Origin of the sequence: Pseudomonas sp. NFPP28, assembly GCF_900115535.1 — a bacterium.
In the GTDB taxonomy this organism is placed as follows: Bacteria; Pseudomonadota; Gammaproteobacteria; order Pseudomonadales; family Pseudomonadaceae; genus Aquipseudomonas; species Aquipseudomonas extremorientalis.
The window spans coordinates 1,008,512-1,024,915 of record NZ_FOWT01000001.1 but is presented as its reverse complement, the minus strand read 5'-3'; the positions used below and the strand labels follow the sequence as shown (position 1 = coordinate 1,024,915).

General features: G+C 61.2%; 15 protein-coding genes. 6 read left to right on the top strand and 9 right to left on the bottom strand.

What is annotated here, in order from left to right; translation table 11 throughout:
• Positions 1-3: 3 nt before the first annotated feature.
• The 3 genes from BM110_RS04850 to BM110_RS04840 all read right to left on the bottom strand — a co-directional run bounded on the left by BM110_RS04850 (position 4) and on the right by BM110_RS04840 (position 2,274).
• On the bottom strand, positions 4-963 hold the full coding sequence (locus tag BM110_RS04850) for a YbgA family protein (RefSeq protein WP_092240609.1): 960 nt from the start codon (positions 961-963) through the stop codon (positions 4-6).
• 112 nt (positions 964-1,075) lie between these two features.
• A complete protein-coding gene (locus BM110_RS04845) occupies positions 1,076-1,291 on the bottom strand; it encodes a TIGR02450 family Trp-rich protein (RefSeq protein WP_093119952.1) in 216 nt (71 codons plus the stop codon).
• Entirely contained in the window at positions 1,288-2,274 is a 987-nt protein-coding gene (locus tag BM110_RS04840) for an NAD(P)/FAD-dependent oxidoreductase (RefSeq protein ID WP_071491056.1), read from the bottom strand. Before BM110_RS04840 ends, BM110_RS04845 begins: the two co-directional genes overlap by 4 nt.
• Positions 2,275-2,485: 211 nt before the next feature.
• On the opposite strand from BM110_RS04840, the gene BM110_RS04835 reads away from it, so the two are divergent.
• On the top strand, positions 2,486-3,385 hold the full coding sequence (locus tag BM110_RS04835) for a TIGR01777 family oxidoreductase (protein WP_093512553.1): 900 nt from the start codon (positions 2,486-2,488) through the stop codon (positions 3,383-3,385).
• A gap of 14 nt (positions 3,386-3,399) precedes the next feature.
• On the top strand, positions 3,400-4,425 hold the full coding sequence (gene hemH / locus BM110_RS04830) for a ferrochelatase (protein WP_093119947.1): 1,026 nt from the start codon (positions 3,400-3,402) through the stop codon (positions 4,423-4,425).
• A 59-nt stretch (positions 4,426-4,484) separates the two neighbouring features.
• Here hemH and BM110_RS04825 read toward each other — a convergent pair whose 3' ends face one another.
• A complete protein-coding gene (locus BM110_RS04825; RefSeq protein ID WP_093512551.1) occupies positions 4,485-6,581 on the bottom strand; it encodes a TonB-dependent siderophore receptor in 2,097 nt (698 codons plus the stop codon).
• A gap of 112 nt (positions 6,582-6,693) precedes the next feature.
• Entirely contained in the window at positions 6,694-7,848 is a 1,155-nt protein-coding gene (gene algW / locus BM110_RS04820; protein ID WP_092240619.1) for a Do family serine endopeptidase AlgW, read from the bottom strand.
• A 101-nt stretch (positions 7,849-7,949) separates the two neighbouring features.
• On the opposite strand from algW, the gene BM110_RS04815 reads away from it, so the two are divergent.
• The 3 genes from BM110_RS04815 (at position 7,950) to cysN (ending at position 11,670) form a co-directional block, all read left to right on the top strand.
• Entirely contained in the window at positions 7,950-8,708 is a 759-nt protein-coding gene (locus BM110_RS04815) for a Nif3-like dinuclear metal center hexameric protein (RefSeq protein WP_071491061.1), read from the top strand.
• 136 nt (positions 8,709-8,844) lie between these two features.
• Complete coding sequence (gene cysD, locus BM110_RS04810; RefSeq protein WP_005784641.1) at positions 8,845-9,762, top strand: sulfate adenylyltransferase subunit CysD; 918 nt, start codon at positions 8,845-8,847, stop codon at positions 9,760-9,762.
• Between the two features lie 9 nt (positions 9,763-9,771).
• Complete coding sequence (cysN, locus tag BM110_RS04805) at positions 9,772-11,670, top strand: sulfate adenylyltransferase subunit CysN (protein WP_092240621.1); 1,899 nt, start codon at positions 9,772-9,774, stop codon at positions 11,668-11,670.
• Positions 11,671-11,845: 175 nt separating this feature from the next.
• Here cysN and BM110_RS04800 read toward each other — a convergent pair whose 3' ends face one another.
• The 3 genes from BM110_RS04800 to BM110_RS04790 all read right to left on the bottom strand — a co-directional run bounded on the left by BM110_RS04800 (position 11,846) and on the right by BM110_RS04790 (position 15,215).
• Entirely contained in the window at positions 11,846-12,745 is a 900-nt protein-coding gene (locus BM110_RS04800; RefSeq protein WP_093512549.1) for an acyltransferase, read from the bottom strand.
• Positions 12,746-14,845, bottom strand: coding sequence for a phosphate acetyltransferase (gene pta, locus BM110_RS04795; protein WP_058423082.1), 2,100 nt, complete (start codon positions 14,843-14,845; stop codon positions 12,746-12,748).
• Positions 14,846-14,924: 79 nt separating this feature from the next.
• A complete protein-coding gene (locus BM110_RS04790) occupies positions 14,925-15,215 on the bottom strand; it encodes a DUF3565 domain-containing protein (protein WP_102591632.1) in 291 nt (96 codons plus the stop codon).
• Here BM110_RS04790 and BM110_RS04785 point away from each other — a divergent pair.
• Complete coding sequence (locus tag BM110_RS04785; protein ID WP_027606858.1) at positions 15,214-15,699, top strand: FKBP-type peptidyl-prolyl cis-trans isomerase; 486 nt, start codon at positions 15,214-15,216, stop codon at positions 15,697-15,699. The genes BM110_RS04790 and BM110_RS04785 overlap by 2 nt on opposite strands.
• 176 nt (positions 15,700-15,875) lie before the next feature.
• On the opposite strand, the gene rpsT is transcribed toward BM110_RS04785, so the two are convergent.
• Positions 15,876-16,154 (bottom strand): 30S ribosomal protein S20, encoded by a 279-nt coding sequence (gene rpsT / locus BM110_RS04780; protein WP_016976313.1) that lies wholly within the window; start codon positions 16,152-16,154, stop codon positions 15,876-15,878.
• Between the last annotated feature and the right edge of the window lie 250 nt (positions 16,155-16,404).

The window sequence follows — 16,404 nt, the reverse complement described above, 5'->3', positions numbered from 1 at the left end:
GGTCTAGATCGCATTTCGCAGGCTTAGGTTTTCCGGGTGCGGTTGCAGGTAGGCCTGCTGCGCGATGTAGCGGTCCGGGTGTTGGCGAAAGTGGTGTTTGAGCAGGGTCAGCGGCACCACCAGCGGCACGATGCCGTGGCGGTACTGGCCGATGACGGTCTGCATTTCTTGCTTGTCATCAGCGCTGATGACCTGTTTGAGGTAACCGCTGATGTGTTGCAGCACATTGGTGTGGGTGCCACGGGTGGCGCACTTGGTGAGGCCGGACATCAGGTCGCTGAAGTAGCCCGCCGCCAACTCGTCGAGGTTGGCATCCTTGCTCATGCTGCCCAGCAGGTGGCCAAGGCGCTTGTAGTGCGCCGGGCTGTGGGCCATCAGCAGGTACTTGTAGCGCGAATGAAAGGCCAGCAGACGGTGACGGGTCAGGCCTTCGGCCAACAGTTTCTGCCAGCTGGCGTAGACGAATACCCGGGTCAGGAAGTTTTCCCGCAGCACCGGGTCGTTCAGCCGACCGTCTTCTTCCACCGGCAGGTTGGGATGGCGCGCACAGAAGGCCTGGGCGTAGATGCCGCGCCCACCGCCGTCCACAGGGGTGCCGTTGTCGCGGTAGACCTTCACCCGCGCCAGGCCGCACGACGGCGATTTCTGCATGAAGATATAGCCGCACAGGTCGGTGTGTTCCGCGGCCATCTGCTGGCCGTACTCGTCCAACGGTTGGGTGACGTTCAGCTCGCGGTGCACGGTACCGACGGCCTGCGGGTGGGCGGGATCGCCCACCAGACGGATCGGTTCGCGTGGAATGCCCAGGCCGATGGCGACTTCGGGGCACAGCGGCACGAAGTCGAAATAGTCGGCGAGGGTCTGGCTGCACAACAGGGATTGTTTATGGCCGCCGTTGAAGCGCACGTTCTCGCCCAGCAGGCAGGCGCTGATGGCGATCTTCGGTTTGGTGGTGCTGGACATACACGAACCCTCTGCAAGATTCCTGTACAAGATATAAATCCTGTACAACTAAATCTCATCATAGGTTCGATGCTGTACAAGTCAAATTATTTGTACAAGTTTTGCGAGTGATCTATTTCCAGCCGATTTTCCAGGCTTCCATATCCTGCAGGGTTTGCCAGGGCAGGCGTTCGCTGCGGTGCGTCATCACGGCTTGCAGTTCAATGTAGAGCACCGTGCCTTCTTCATCACGAAACAGCTCGGTGACCAGAAAGTGTTTTTCTTTGTTGCGAGGGTGGGCTGCTGTCCATTTCGACAGCAGCAATTTGGCGGGGTTGATGCGGTTCATTGCAGGTGCTCGATCAAGCGTCGCGCGGCTTCCTGGCCGCTGAGCCAGGCCCCTTCCACGCGGCCCGACAGGCACCAGTCGCCACACACGTACAGGCCCAGGTCGGCATCGGCGAGTACGCCGAATTCGTGGCTGCTGGACGGCCGTGCGTAGAGCCAGCGGTGGGCCAGGCTGAACGACGGCGCCGGCATCGCGCTGTGCAGCAGTTCGGCGAAGGCGCCGTGCAGGTGCTCGATCACCGCCTCTTTGGGCAGGTCCAGGTGGGCCTTGCTCCATGCGCTGGTGGCGTGCAGCACCCAGGTGTCGAGGGTGGTATCGCGCCCAGGTTTGCTGCGGTTGCGGGCAAGCCAGTCGAGGGGACTGTCTTGCACGAAGCAGCCTTCCATGGGGGTATCCAGGGGTTTATCGAAGGCCAGGGCGATGGCCCAGGTCGGGTCCATTTTCACCCCGGCGGCGGCACTCGCCAGCTTGGGCGCGGCGGCCAGCAGGGCGGTGGCCTGGGGCGCAGGTGTGGCGATGATCACGTGGCTGAAGGGGCCATGGTTTTCGCTGTCCGCGTCCAGCAGGTTCCAGTGGTGTTTGCCCTGGAACACCTCGGTAATGCGGCAACCGAACTCCACTGGCAGGTCGTCGAGCAGGGCGCGAGTGATCGCGCTCATGCGCGGCGTGCCGACCCAGCGGATCTGTTCATCGGGAGACGGGGTGAGTTGGCCGGACTTGAAGTTGTACAGCTGGGGTTTCCATTGCTCGGCCCAGCCGTTGCTTTGCCAGCGTTGCACTTCGTTGACGAAGCGCCGGTCGCGGGCGGTGAAGTATTGCGCGCCCATGTCCAGGGAGCCGGCATCGCTGCGCTTGCTGGACATGCGGCCACCACTGCCGCGGCTTTTATCGAAGAGTTGTACAGCGTGCCCCGCGTCTCTTAACGCTCGGGCGGCGGAGAGACCGGCGATGCCGGTGCCGATGATCGCGATGGGAACAGTCATGGGAGGCCTCGTTTTACCGTTGTGCACAGACTACGCGGACACCAATAGCTGTACAATATTGTTTTTTGGTATAAGTTTTGGCGTACCAGTTCTAACGGCGTAACCTATGGTTAAAGCTGAGGCTTAAGCCAGCGTTACGCCTGCTAACAAATGATCCCTGTTTATAAAATAGACCAGTGATCGGCGGCGAACGTTACATGAGGAGCGTCCCATGCATATTTTGCTGACCGGCGGTACTGGCTTGATTGGCCGCCAACTCTGCCAACACTGGCTCACCCAGGGCCATCGCCTGACCGTGTGGAGTCGCCACGCGGACCAGGTCGCGAAGGTATGCGGCGCCCAGGTGTCGGGAGTCAGCCGCCTTGAAGAGGTTATCGGCCCGGTCGACGCGGTCATTAACCTGGCGGGCGCGCCTATTGCCGACCGCCCCTGGACCCACAAGCGCAAGGCGTTGTTGTGGAGCAGCCGCATCAGCCTTACCGAGACCTTGCTGGCGTGGCTTGAGGGCCTGGAACAAAAACCAGCGGTGTTGATTTCCGGTTCGGCGGTGGGCTGGTACGGCGATGGCGGCGAGCGCGAATTGACCGAAGCCAGCGGCCCGGTGCAGGACGATTTCCCCAGTCAGTTGTGCATCGCCTGGGAAGAAACCGCCCAGCGCGCCGAAGCCCTGGGGATTCGTGTGGTCCTTGTACGTACCGGCCTGGTGCTGGCGGCGCAGGGCGGCTTTTTGTCGCGGCTGTTGCTGCCGTTCAAACTGGCGCTGGGCGGGCCTATCGGCAGTGGTCGGCAGTGGATGCCGTGGGTGCATATCAAGGATCAAATCGCCCTGATTGATTTTCTTCTGCACCAGCCTGACGCCAGCGGTCCCTATAATGCCTGCGCGCCGCACCCGGTGCGCAATCGCGAGTTTGCGAAAACCCTGGGCCAGGTGCTGCACCGCCCGGCGCTCATGCCGTTGCCGGCCTTTGTATTGCGGGTGGGCCTGGGTGAGTTGTCCGGCCTGTTGCTGGGCGGGCAGAAGGCGCTGCCCGAGCGCTTGCTGGCTGCCGGTTTCACTTTTCAGTTCACTGAGTTGCGTGCGGCTTTGGATGACTTGTCCGGCCGCCTCTAAAGATAGGATGTTGCATGACGGATCACGCGTTGTTACTGGTCAACCTGGGCTCGCCGGCGTCCACTTCGGTGGCGGATGTGCGCAGCTACCTCAATCAGTTCCTGATGGACCCTTATGTGATCGACCTGCCGTGGCCGGTGCGGCGCTTGCTGGTGTCGCTGATCCTGATCAAGCGCCCCGAGCAGTCGGCGCATGCCTACGCCTCCATCTGGTGGGACGAGGGTTCGCCGCTGGTGGTACTCAGTCGTCGCCTGCAACAGCAGATGACCGCGCAGTGGACCCAGGGCCCGGTGGAATTGGCAATGCGTTATGGCGAGCCATCGATTGAAAGTGTGCTGACCCGCCTCGCAGCCCAAGGCATCCGCCAGGTCACTCTGGCGCCGTTGTACCCGCAATTTGCCGACAGCACCGTGACCACAGTGATCGAGGAAGCCAAGCGTGTGGTGCGCGACAAAAAGCTCGACGTGCAATTCTCGATCCTGCAGCCGTTCTACGACCAGCCCGAATATCTCGACGCTCTGGCCGCCAGCGTGCGGCCCTACGTGGAACAGGATTACGACCACCTGCTGCTGAGTTTCCACGGCTTGCCTGAGCGCCACTTGACCAAGCTCGATCCTACCGGCCAGCACTGCTTCAAGGATGCCGACTGCTGCAAGAATGCGTCCGCCGAGGTGCTCAAGACCTGCTATCGCGCGCAGTGCTTCAGCGTCGCCCGCGACTTTGCCGCACGCCTGGGCTTGCCCGAAGACAAGTGGTCGGTGGCCTTCCAATCGCGCCTGGGCCGCGCCAAGTGGATCGAACCCTACACCGAGGCTCGCCTTGAAGCATTGGCCCAGCAGGGCGTGAAAAAGCTGCTGGTAATGTGCCCGGCGTTCGTCGCCGATTGCATCGAGACGCTGGAGGAGATCGGCGATCGCGGGCTGGAGCAGTTCCGCGAGGCCGGCGGCGAGGAGCTGGTGCTGGTGCCGTGCCTGAATGATGATCCGCAGTGGGCGAAGGCGCTCAATACCCTTTGCGAGCGCGCACCGACGGCGCTGTAACCGAACAAAGTGAAGATCAAGGTGTGGGAGGGGCTTGCCCCCTCCCACATTTGGTTTTGTTACAGGTTGAGGGTCAGGCTGACCGTGAAATTGCGCGGTTCGCCCGGGCTGATCCAGTAGTTGCTGTACGACCGCTCGTAATACTTCTCATCAAACAGGTTGTTGAGGTTCAAGCCCACGGTAATGTTGTCGGTGGCCTTGTAATGGGCCAGCAGATCAACCGTGTGGTAGGCCGGCAGCTCGAAACCCGTGCCAGCCTCGCCGGAGCGATCCCCTACATAGGTGAACGCCGCCCCCAGGTCTGAACCCCGCAACGCGCCATCCTGGAACTCATACACCCCCAACAGGCTGCCGCTGCGCTTGGCCACGCCGAGAATCCGGCTGCCGGCGGGAATGGTCGTGTCGCCCTTGGTGACTTCGGCGTCGATGTACGCAAAGGCACCTATTACGCGTACGGCCTCCGTCACTTGCCCCGTCAGTTGCAGGTCGAAGCCCTGGCTACGTGCCTTGCCCATGGCGCGGTTGGTATTGGTGGACGGGTCCAGCGCGAGCACATTTTCCTTTTCGATATGGAACGCGGCGAGGGTGGTGCTGAGGCGATCATCGAACAGTTCGCTTTTGATCCCGACTTCGTAACCCACGCCTTCTTCCGGTTTGAAGGTTTTGCCGTTGGCGTCCAGGCCGCTGTTGGGTTTGAACGAGGTGGAGGCATTGGCGAACACCCCGACTTGCGGTGTGAGCTGGTAAAGCAGGCCGGCGCGTTGGGTCAAGGCGTCGTGGGTTTGCCGGCTCTTGATGTGGTTGCGCGTGAAGTCATCGGTGCTCTGCTCGAAATGCTCGAAGCGCGCGCCAACCATGCCGCGCAGGCGATCGGTGAAGACGATCTGGTCTTGCAGGTTCAGCGCGTGGCTCTTGGTCTGTTCGAAGAAGTCGGTGCCGGAGCGCAGGCCGTTGGGCTTGGGTTGGCCGTAGACCGGGTTGTAGATGTCGATGGCGTAGGCGCTGCCGGCGATAGTGGTCACGCGCTCCTTCTTGCGGTAGTCCTCGTATTCGGTGCCGACCAGCAGTTCGTGCTGCCAACTGCCGATGTCGAACAGGCCGCGCAGTTCGAGTTGGGTAATGCTGTCGTGCCAGCCGGTTGAGCGTTCGCGGTAGCGGCGGTTAACGGTATGACCGTCGATGTTCAGCGCACGATTTTCCGAGGCGTCACCCCACAGGCTGCCTTGTTTGTAGTGGCTGGCCAGGCGCAGTTTCCACGCATCGTTGAGGTGATGCTCAAGGGTGGCCTGGAGACGGTTGTTGTGGTTGTCGATATCGCCGTCGTTGGGTTCGCCGAGGAAGGTGGCGCGAGATACGCCGGGGGCGTCGACGATGCCACGGTCGAAGGTAGAGCTGTGGCGGACGAATTCGCTCTCGACGAGCAGACTGGTATCCGGGTCCAGTTGCCAACTGAACGACGGCGCGACGAATACCCGCTTGCTCTGCACGTGATCGCGGAAACTGTGGTTGTCTTCCACCGCCAGGTTGACCCGCGACAGCACGTTGCCTTCGCTGTCCAGCGGGGTGTTCACGTCCACGGCGGTGCGATAGCGGTCCCAACTGCCGGCGCTGGTTTGCAAGGTTGTGAAGGCTTCAGGCTGGGGCTTCTTGGTAACGATATTCACCGTGCCACCGGGATCGCCGCGCCCATACAGGCTGGCGGCGGGGCCCTTGAGCACTTCGATACGCTCGATGTTCGCCGCGTCCGGTGTACTCGGATAGCCACGGTTGGCGCTGAAGCCGTCCTGATAGAACTCCGACGTGGTGAAGCCACGCACGCTGTACTCGTAGAGGGTCAGGCCGCCGAAGTTGTTCTGCTTGGACACGCCGCCGGCAAATTCCAGGGCCCGCTCCACGCTGGTACTGCCCAGGTCCTTGAGCACAGTGGCGGGAATCACGCTGATGGATTGCGGGATGTCGCGAATGGCGGCGTCGGTTTTTGTCGCACTGGCGGAGCGGGTGGCACGGTAGCCTTTGACCGGGCCGGTGGTGGACTCATAGGCATCGGTGGTGACGCTGATGGTATCGAGTTCCAGGGTGTTTTCTTCGGCGAAGGCGGGGTCGAGCAACAAACCCAAGGCCAGGCCAGCCAAGGGGGCGATTCTTCGAGACGGCATGATAGAGCGTTCCAATAGCGATATTGAAACAATATAACATGCCTAATGAGAATGAATTGCTTTGAAATATCTGTTTACAGGTGCCCGAGAGCGGGCACCTGTTCAAGGTGGCTTATTGCTCTTCCTTGACCGGCGCAGGTGGCGGACGCAGCCCGATTTCCGCCAGCAGCTTGATCTCTTTGCCGTTGCGCATGACCTGGATCGCCACCTTGTCGGTCGGCTTGATCCGTGCCACCTGGTTCATCGACTTGCGGCCATCACCGGCCGGTTCGCCGTTGATGCTGAGGATCACATCCCCCAGTTGCAGGCCGGCTTTCTGTGCCGGGCCATCGCGGAAGATCCCGGCGACCACGATGCCTGGGCGTCCGGTCAAGCCAAACGACTCGGCCAGTTCCTTGGTCAATGGTTGTACTTCAATCCCCAGCCAGCCGCGAATCACCTGACCATGCTCGATGATCGACTTCATCACCTCCATCGCCAACTTCACCGGGATCGCAAACCCGATGCCCTGGGAGCCGCCGGACTTGGAAAAGATTGCCGTATTGATGCCCGTCAGGTTGCCATTGGCGTCCACCAATGCGCCGCCGGAGTTACCTGGGTTGATCGCGGCGTCGGTCTGGATGAAGTCTTCGTAGCTGTTGAGGCCCAACTGGTTGCGCCCGGTAGCGCTGATTATGCCCATGGTCACGGTCTGGCCTACGCCGAACGGGTTGCCGATGGCCAGCGCCACGTCACCCACGCGCAAACCGTCGGAACGGCCGAGGGTGATCGACGGCAGGCTCTTCAGGTCGATCTTCAGTACCGCGAGGTCGGTTTCCGGGTCGCTGCCCACTACGCGGGCCAGGGTTTCGCGGCCGTCACGCAGGGCGACCACGATCTGGTCGGCGCCAGTGGTCACGTGGTTATTGGTGAGGATGTAACCTTCGGGGCTCATGATCACCCCGGAACCCAGGCTGGATTCCATGCGACGCTGCTTGGGCCCGTTGTCACCGAAGTAACGGCGGAACTGCGGGTCTTCAAACAGTGGATGGGCCGGTTTGTTGATGACTTTAGTGGTGTACAGGTTGACCACGGCAGGAGCGGCGATCACCACGGCATCGGCGTAGGTCACCGGGCCTTGCACCACCGAGTTGCTTTGCGGCGCCTGTTGCAGGTTCACATCCAGGCTGGGCAGACCCACCAGCTCGGGGTAACGCTGAATAATCAGCATCGCGATCAGCACGCCAGCCAGCAATGGCCATCCAAAAAAACGCAGCGCCTTGAGCATCAAGTAAGTCCTGACAGGTTGCAGGGGGCGGGAGAGCGCCCATAATGTCGCGCATTATACGAGGCTGTGACGCCTGCGAACCGGATATTTAGGAGTCTTTTATGGCCGTCCCCCTTACCACCCTCGTCGAGGAAGCAGACCGCTACCTCGGCAGCGCGAAAATTGCCGACTACTGCCCCAATGGCCTGCAGGTCGAGGGCCGGCCCCAGGTCATGCGCATCGTCAGCGGCGTGACCGCCAGCCAGGCCCTGTTGGACGCGGCCGTCGAAGCCCAGGCTGACCTGGTCCTGGTGCACCACGGTTACTTCTGGAAAGGCGAAAACCCTTGCATCACTGGCATGAAGCAGCGCCGCCTGAAGACGCTGCTCAAGCATGACATCAGCCTGCTGGCCTACCATCTGCCGCTGGACCTGCACCCCGAGGTCGGCAACAACGTGCAGTTGGCCCGTCAGTTGGACATTACCGTCGAGGGCCCGCTGGACCCGGACAATCCCAAAATCGTCGGGCTGGTCGGCTCGCTCGCCGAGCCCCTGTCGCCCCGCGACTTTGCACGCCGCGTGCAGGACGTCATGGGCCGCGAGCCATTGCTGATCGAAGGTAGCGAGATGATCCGCCGCGTCGGCTGGTGCACCGGTGGTGGCCAGGGCTACATCGACGACGCGATTGCGGCCGGTGTCGACCTGTTCCTCAGCGGCGAGGCTTCCGAGCAAACCTTCCACAGCGCCCGCGAAAACGACATCAGCTTCATCGCCGCCGGTCACCATGCCACTGAGCGCTACGGCGTACAGGCGCTGGGCGATTACCTGGCGCGGCGCTTCGCGTTGGAGCATTTGTTCATCGACTGCCCCAACCCGATTTGAGGGCCAAACCTGGGGGCATATTCATATACCGTTTCGGTCTAGTAGGCCGCCTGAATAGAAGCAGGTGCTGTGCTAGCATGCCCCGCTCGAACACGGCCCGCTGGCCGTCCATAAGATCGTTTTTCCGTGAGTAACCATGGTCGACAAACTGACGCATCTGAAACAGCTGGAGGCGGAAAGCATCCACATCATCCGCGAGGTCGCCGCCGAGTTCGACAACCCGGTGATGCTCTACTCGATCGGTAAAGACTCCGCCGTGATGCTGCACCTGGCGCGCAAAGCCTTCTTCCCGGGCAAGCTGCCGTTCCCGGTGATGCACGTCGACACCCGCTGGAAATTCCAGGAGATGTACAAGTTCCGCGACAAAATGGTCGAAGAGCTGGGCCTGGACCTGATCACCCACGTCAACCCGGACGGCGTGGCGCAGGGCATCAACCCCTTCACCCACGGCAGCGCCAAGCACACCGACATCATGAAGACCGAAGGCCTCAAGCAGGCCCTGGACAAGCATGGTTTCGACGCAGCCTTTGGCGGTGCCCGTCGCGATGAAGAGAAGTCCCGCGCCAAAGAGCGCGTGTACTCGTTCCGCGACAGCAAGCACCGCTGGGACCCGAAGAACCAGCGCCCCGAGCTGTGGAACGTCTACAACGGCAACGTCAACAAGGGCGAGTCGATCCGCGTGTTCCCGCTGTCCAACTGGACCGAGCTGGACATCTGGCAGTACATCTACCTGGAAGGCATTCCAATCGTGCCGCTGTACTTCGCCGCCGAACGTGAAGTGATCGAAAAGAACGGCACGTTGATCATGATCGACGACGACCGCATCCTCGAGCACCTGTCCGACGAAGACAAAGCCCGAATCGTCAAAAAGAAAGTACGTTTCCGTACCCTTGGCTGCTACCCGTTGACGGGCGCGGTGGAGTCCGAAGCCGAGACGCTGACGGACATCATTCAGGAAATGCTCCTGACGCGAACTTCCGAGCGCCAGGGCCGTGTCATTGACCACGATGGTGCCGGCTCGATGGAAGATAAAAAACGTCAAGGCTATTTCTAAGGGGCTGTCATGTCGCATCAATCTGATTTGATCAGCGAGGACATCCTCGCCTACCTGGGCCAGCACGAGCGCAAGGAAATGTTGCGCTTCCTGACCTGTGGCAACGTCGACGACGGCAAGAGCACCCTGATCGGGCGCCTGCTGCACGACTCCAAGATGATCTACGAAGATCACCTGGAAGCCATCACCCGCGATTCGAAGAAATCCGGCACCACCGGTGACGACATCGACCTGGCCTTGCTGGTCGACGGTCTGCAGGCCGAGCGGGAGCAGGGCATCACCATCGATGTCGCCTACCGCTATTTCTCCACCGCCAAGCGCAAATTCATCATCGCCGACACCCCCGGCCATGAGCAGTACACCCGCAACATGGCCACCGGTGCCTCCACCTGTGACCTGGCGATCATCCTGATCGACGCGCGCTATGGCGTGCAGACCCAGACCCGTCGTCACAGCTTCATCGCCTCGTTGCTGGGCATCAAGCACATCGTGGTGGCCGTCAACAAGATGGACATCAATGGCTTCGACCAAGGCGTATTCGAGCAGATCAAGGCCGACTACCTGAAGTTCGCCGACGGTATCGCCTTCAAGCCGAGCACCCTGGCCTTCGTGCCGATGTCGGCGCTCAAGGGCGACAACGTGGTGAACAAGAGCGAGCGTTCGCCCTGGTATACAGGCCAGTCGCTGATGGAGATCCTCGAAACCGTCGAGATCGCCAACGATCGCAACTACACCGACCTGCGTTTCCCGGTGCAGTACGTCAACCGTCCGAACCTGAACTTCCGTGGTTTCGCCGGCACCCTGGCCAGCGGCATCGTGCACAAGGGCGATGAAGTCGTGGTGCTGCCGTCGGGCAAGAGCAGTCGCGTCAAATCCATCGTCACCTTCGAAGGTGAGCTGGAGCACGCCGGCCCTGGTCAAGCGGTGACGCTGACCATGGAAGACGAGATCGACATCTCCCGTGGTGACCTGCTGGTACATGCCGACAACGTGCCGCAAGTGACCGACGCCTTCGACGCCATGCTGGTGTGGATGGCCGAAGAACCGATGCTGCCGGGCAAGAAGTACGACATCAAGCGCGCCACCAGCTACGTGCCGGGTTCCATCACCAGCATCGTGCATCGCGTGGACGTGAACACCCTGGCTGAAGGCCCGGCGAGTTCGTTGCAGTTGAATGAGATCGGCCGGGTCAAGGTCAGCCTTGATGCGGCCATCGCCCTGGACGGCTACGACAGCAACCGCACCACTGGCGCGTTCATTGTTATCGACCGCCTGACCAATGGCACGGTGGCTGCGGGCATGATCATCGCGCCGCCGGTCAATCATGGCGGCTCTGCGCAACATGGCAGCCTTGCGCATGTCGCCACCGAGGAGCGCGCACTGCGCTTCGGCCAGCAACCGGCGACCGTACTGTTCAGCGGCCTGTCTGGCGCCGGCAAGAGCACCCTGGCCTATGCGGTCGAGCGCAGGCTGTTCGACATGGGGCGTGCGGTATTTGTGCTGGATGGCCAGAACCTGCGCCACGACCTGAACAGGGGCTTGCCGCAGGACCGTGCCGGTCGCACCGAGAACTGGCGTCGTGCCGCGCATGTGGCGCGTCAGTTCAACGAAGCGGGCCTGCTGACCCTGGCTGCGTTCGTTGCGCCGGATGCCGAAGGCCGTGAACAGGCCAAGGCGTTGATCGGCGATGATCGCCTGCTGACCGTCTATGTGCAGGCCTCGCCACTGGTGTGCGCCGAGCGTGATCCGCAAGGCCTGTACGCGGCCGGTGGGGATAACATCCCGGGCGAATCCTTCCCGTACGACGTGCCGTTGAATGCCGATCTGGTGATCGACACCCAGGCCCTGTCGCTGGAAGAGAGCGTCAAGCAAGTGCTGGAGCTGTTGCGTCAGCGCGGCGCGATCTAACCCTCGCGGCCACGAAAAAGCCCGCCACCGAGTGATCGGTGGCGGGCTTTTTACCTATTAACAAATGTGCACACTGCCAATGTGGGAGCTGGCTTGCCTGCGATAGCGGCCTGCCAGTTGATATATTTACAACAGATCCACCGCTTTCGCAGGCAAGCCAGCTCCCACATTTTGATCACTGTTTACCTGGGAAGTCTTTGTGCAGCTTTTCCAGCAGTTGGTCCTTGTCTTCCCACAACCGATTGATCCACCCCTGGAACGCCAACCGATACGTCCCATCCTGCTCATAATTCTTGCCAATGAACTCAGCCGGAATCTGCACTTCCTCAAAGTGCACCACCACGTCCCGCACATTCCCGCACAGCAAATCCCAATAACCTGGGCGCCCAGCCGGGTAGTGAATGGTCACGTTCACCAGTGACTTCAACTGCTCCCCCATGGCATCCAGCACAAACGCGATGCCTCCGGCCTTGGGCTTGAGCAGGTAGCGGAACGGCGATTTCTGCTGGGCATGTTTACCGGCAGTAAACCGCGTGCCCTCGGCAAAGTTGAAAATACCCACGGGGTTGTCGCGAAACTTCGCACAGGTCTTGCGGGTGGTTTCCAAGTCCTTGCCTTTCTTTTCCGGGTGTTTTTCCAGGTAGGGCTTGGTGTAGCGCTTCATGAACGGGAAGCCCAGCGCCCACCACGCCAGGCCAATTACCGGCACCCAGATCAGCTCCTGCTTGAGGAAGAACTTCAGTGGGCGAATCCGCCGGTTCAGCACGTATTGCAGCACCATGATGTCGACCCAGCTCTGATGGTTGCTGGTCACCAGGTACGAGTGCTGGTAGTCCAGCCCTTCCAGCCCGGTGATGTGCCAGCGGGTGCGCCGTACCAGGTTCATCCAGCCCTTGTTGTTGGTCACCCAGGCCTCATGGGTGTGGTTCATCAGCCATTCGCTGAAGCGCTTGGCAAACGGCAAGGCCTTGAACAACGCCACGATAAACAGGAACGAACACAACAGGATCGTATTCAGCGCCAACAACAGCGACGCGATCATCCCGCGCACAGCGGCAGGTAGAAAATCCAGCATTTAGATATCCATAGGTCGGTTGGCGGCTTGGATCGCAGTCAGTGCGATGGTGTACACGATGTCGTCCACCTGGGCGCCGCGCGGCAGGTCGTTGACCGGTTTGCGCAGGCCCTGGAGCATCGGCCCCAGGCTCACGCAATCGGCACTGCGCTGCACGGCCTTGTGCGTGGTGTTGCCGGTGTTCAGGTCGGGGAACACAAACACTGTGGCCTTGCCGGCGACCTGGCTGTTGGGGGCCAATTGCCGGGCCACGTTTTCGTTGGCGGCGGCGTCGTATTGCAGCGGGCCGTCGATCAGCAGCGAGCTTTGCTGTTCGTGGGCGAGCAGGGTAGCTTCGCGGACTTTTTCCACTTCCTCGCCGCTGGCCGAATCGCCGCTGGAATAGCTGATCATCGCCACGCGCGGGGTGATGCCGAACGCAGCCGCCGAGTCAGCGCTTTGCAGGGCGATCTCCGCCAGTTCGGCGGCGCTCGGGTGCGGGTTCATCACGCAGTCGCCGTACACCAGCACCTGCTCGGGGAACAGCATGAAGAATACCGATGACACCAGGGTGCAGCCCGGTGCGGTCTTGATCAGCTGCAGGGCAGGGCGGATGGTGTTGGCGGTGGAGTGAATGACGCCAGACACCAGGCCGTCCACCTCATCCAGTGCGAGCATCATGGTGGCGATCACCACGGTGTCTTCCAGCTGTTGCTCAGCCATGGGGGCGTTGAGGCTTTTGCTCTTGCGCAGCGCCACCATCGGCTCGACATAGCGTTGGCGGATCAGGTCCGGGTCGAGAATCTCCAGGCCTTCGGGCAATTCGATGCCCTGGGCGCGGGCAACCGCTTCCACATCAGCCGGCTTGGCCAGCAGCACGCACCGGGCAATGCCCCGCGCCTGGCAGATCGCGGCGGCTTGCACGGTCAGCGGCTCGCTGCCTTCGGGCAACACGATGCGTTTGTTGGCAGCCTGGGCGCGCTGGATCAGCTGGTAGCGGAACACCGCCGGCGACAGGCGCATTTCCCGTGGTGTGCCGCAACGTTGGTGCAGCCAGCGCGCATCGAGGTGGCTGGCAACGAAATCCGTGATGATTTCCGCGCGCTCGCGGTCATCAATCGGGATTTCCTTGTTGAGGCTGTTGAGCTGGTTGGCGGTGTCGTAGGAGCCGGTACTCACCGACAGCACCGGTAGCCCGGCCTGGAACGCGCCACGGCACAGCTCCATGATGCGTGGGTCGGGCAGGGTGTCGCTGGTCAGCAGCAGGCCGGCCAGGGGGACGCCGTTGATCGCGGCCAGGCTGACGGCGAGGATGATGTCGTCGCGGTCGCCGGGGGTCACCACCAGCACGCCGGGCTTGAGCAGCTCCACGGTGTTGCGCATGGTGCGTGCGCAAATGATGATCTTGGTCATGCGCCGGGTTTCGTAGTCGCCAGCGTTGAGGATCTGCGCGCCCATCAGGTCGGCCACGTCGCGGGTACGCGGTGCGTTGAGTTCCGGTTGATAGGGAATGCAGCCGAGCAGACGGAAATCACCGCTGCGCAACAGCGGCGAATGTTCTTTCAGGCGAGCCGAGAAGGCTTCCATGCTTTCGTCGGTGCGCACTTTGTTGAGGATCACGCCGAGCACTTTCGGGTCTTTCGGGCCGCCGAACAGTTGGGCCTGCAATTCCACGCGACCTGAGAGTTCGGTGAGCACCTCGTTTTCCGGGGCAGACACCAGGATCACTTCCGCATCCAGGCTCTTGGCCAGGTGCAGGTTGACCCGCGCCGCATAGCTGGCGCTGCGGGTGGGCACCATGCCTTCGACGATCAATACGTCCTTGCCCACGGCGGCTTGCTGGTACAGCGTGATGATCTCTTCGAGCAACTCGTCGAGCTGGCCGTCGCCGAGCATGCGCTCTACGTGGGCCAGGCCCAGCGGCTGCGGCGGCTTGAGGCCGTGAGTGCGCGCTATCAGTTCGGTGGAGCGCTCGGGGCCGGTGTCGCCGGGGTGCGGCTGGGCAATCGGCTTGAAAAAACCGACTTTCAGTCCGGCCCGTTCAAGGGTACGCACCAGCCCAAGGCTGATGGAGGTCAGACCCACACCAAAATCGGTGGGCGCGATAAAAAAAGTCTGCATGCGGATTCTCTGGAGGTGCATGGCTTGGGTGGCGCTCTATGGCTGAGCGTCTACCGCGAATCAGGCGCCAAGGTTATCGTTATTCGCGCTCCCGCGCACACCAGCCGCAGGCAAAGGGCTGGCCTATTTTTTCAATACGTTGCGCGGGGTCCTGTACCCAGGCGCGTGACTGCCACGGCGGCTGGTGGCGCAGGTGCTGGGTGTGGCCGCAGGACAGCTCGGCAACCCAGTGCTGGTCGTCGTCCTGGTGGAACCCGATGATGAAGGATGCCGTTGATCGGTCCCGTCTGTCCGGGTTCTGTTCGCTTTCGGGCAAATCCTTGTTTAGACTTGTCCGTTCTTCATTCTTATGCAAAAGGTCTCGCCCCATGACGATCGCCGCTAACAAGGCTGTCTCCATCGACTATACCCTGACCAACGACGCTGGTGAGGTCATCGACAGCTCAGCCGGCGGCGCGCCGCTGGTCTACCTGCAAGGCGCAGGTAACATCATCCCAGGCCTGGAAAAGGCCCTGGAAGGCAAGAGCGTCGGTGATGAGCTGACCGTTGCCGTAGAACCTGAAGATGCCTACGGCGAGTACTCGGCCGAACTGGTCAGCACCCTGAGCCGCAGCATGTTCGAAGGTGTCGACGAGCTGGAAGTGGGCATGCAGTTCCACGCTTCCGCGCCGGACGGCCAAATGCAGATCGTCACCATCCGTGATCTGGACGGCGACGACGTCACCGTCGACGGCAATCACCCGCTGGCTGGTCAGCGCCTGAACTTCCAAGTGAAGATCGTTGCCATCCGCGACGCTTCCCAGGAAGAAGTGGCCCACGGCCACGTTCACGGTGAAGGCGGTCACCACCATTGATTATGGTTTGATCAATCGGTAGCAAAAACGCCCCGACTGGTTCGGGGCGTTTTTTTGCGCTTGAAAAAATGTGGGAGGGGGCTTGCCACCTCCCACAACAAAAATGCCCCGGACCTTTCGGTACGGGGCATTTCTTAACTGTTTCGCAACCTGGGCTGCGTGGCAGTTGTTACCACTTAGGCTGCAGCAGCAACGCTCAGAGCCTTGATGTGGCCATTCAGGCGGCTCTTATGGCGAGCGGCCTTGTTCTTGTGGATGATGCCTTTATCGGCCATACGGTCGATAACTGGCACAGCCAGAACGTAAGCAGCTTGGGCTTTTTCAGCGTCTTTGGTGTCGATGGCTTTAACTACATTCTTGATGTAGGTACGAACCATGGAACGCAGGCTGGCGTTGTGGCTGCGACGCTTCTCAGCCTGTTTTGCACGTTTTTTGGCGGAAGGTGTGTTGGCCACCGTCGAGCTCCTCGAAAGACTTTTTAGGAAATAGCAAACAAAATAGGCCGCGAATCATGCCGATGACTTGATGGGTTGTCAAGGGCGGCTGATGCGAACTGCTGAGTGGTCGATCTGAAGAGGCGGGTGATTTATTTCCGGCGCTTGACCTGTAAACTCGCGAGCTTTGGCTCTGTGCTGTTGCAGGCGCGCAGTATCGCATAAGTGGGCGCTTTGTACGCCTGCTCTTTATCTAAAGGCGCAAACTCTT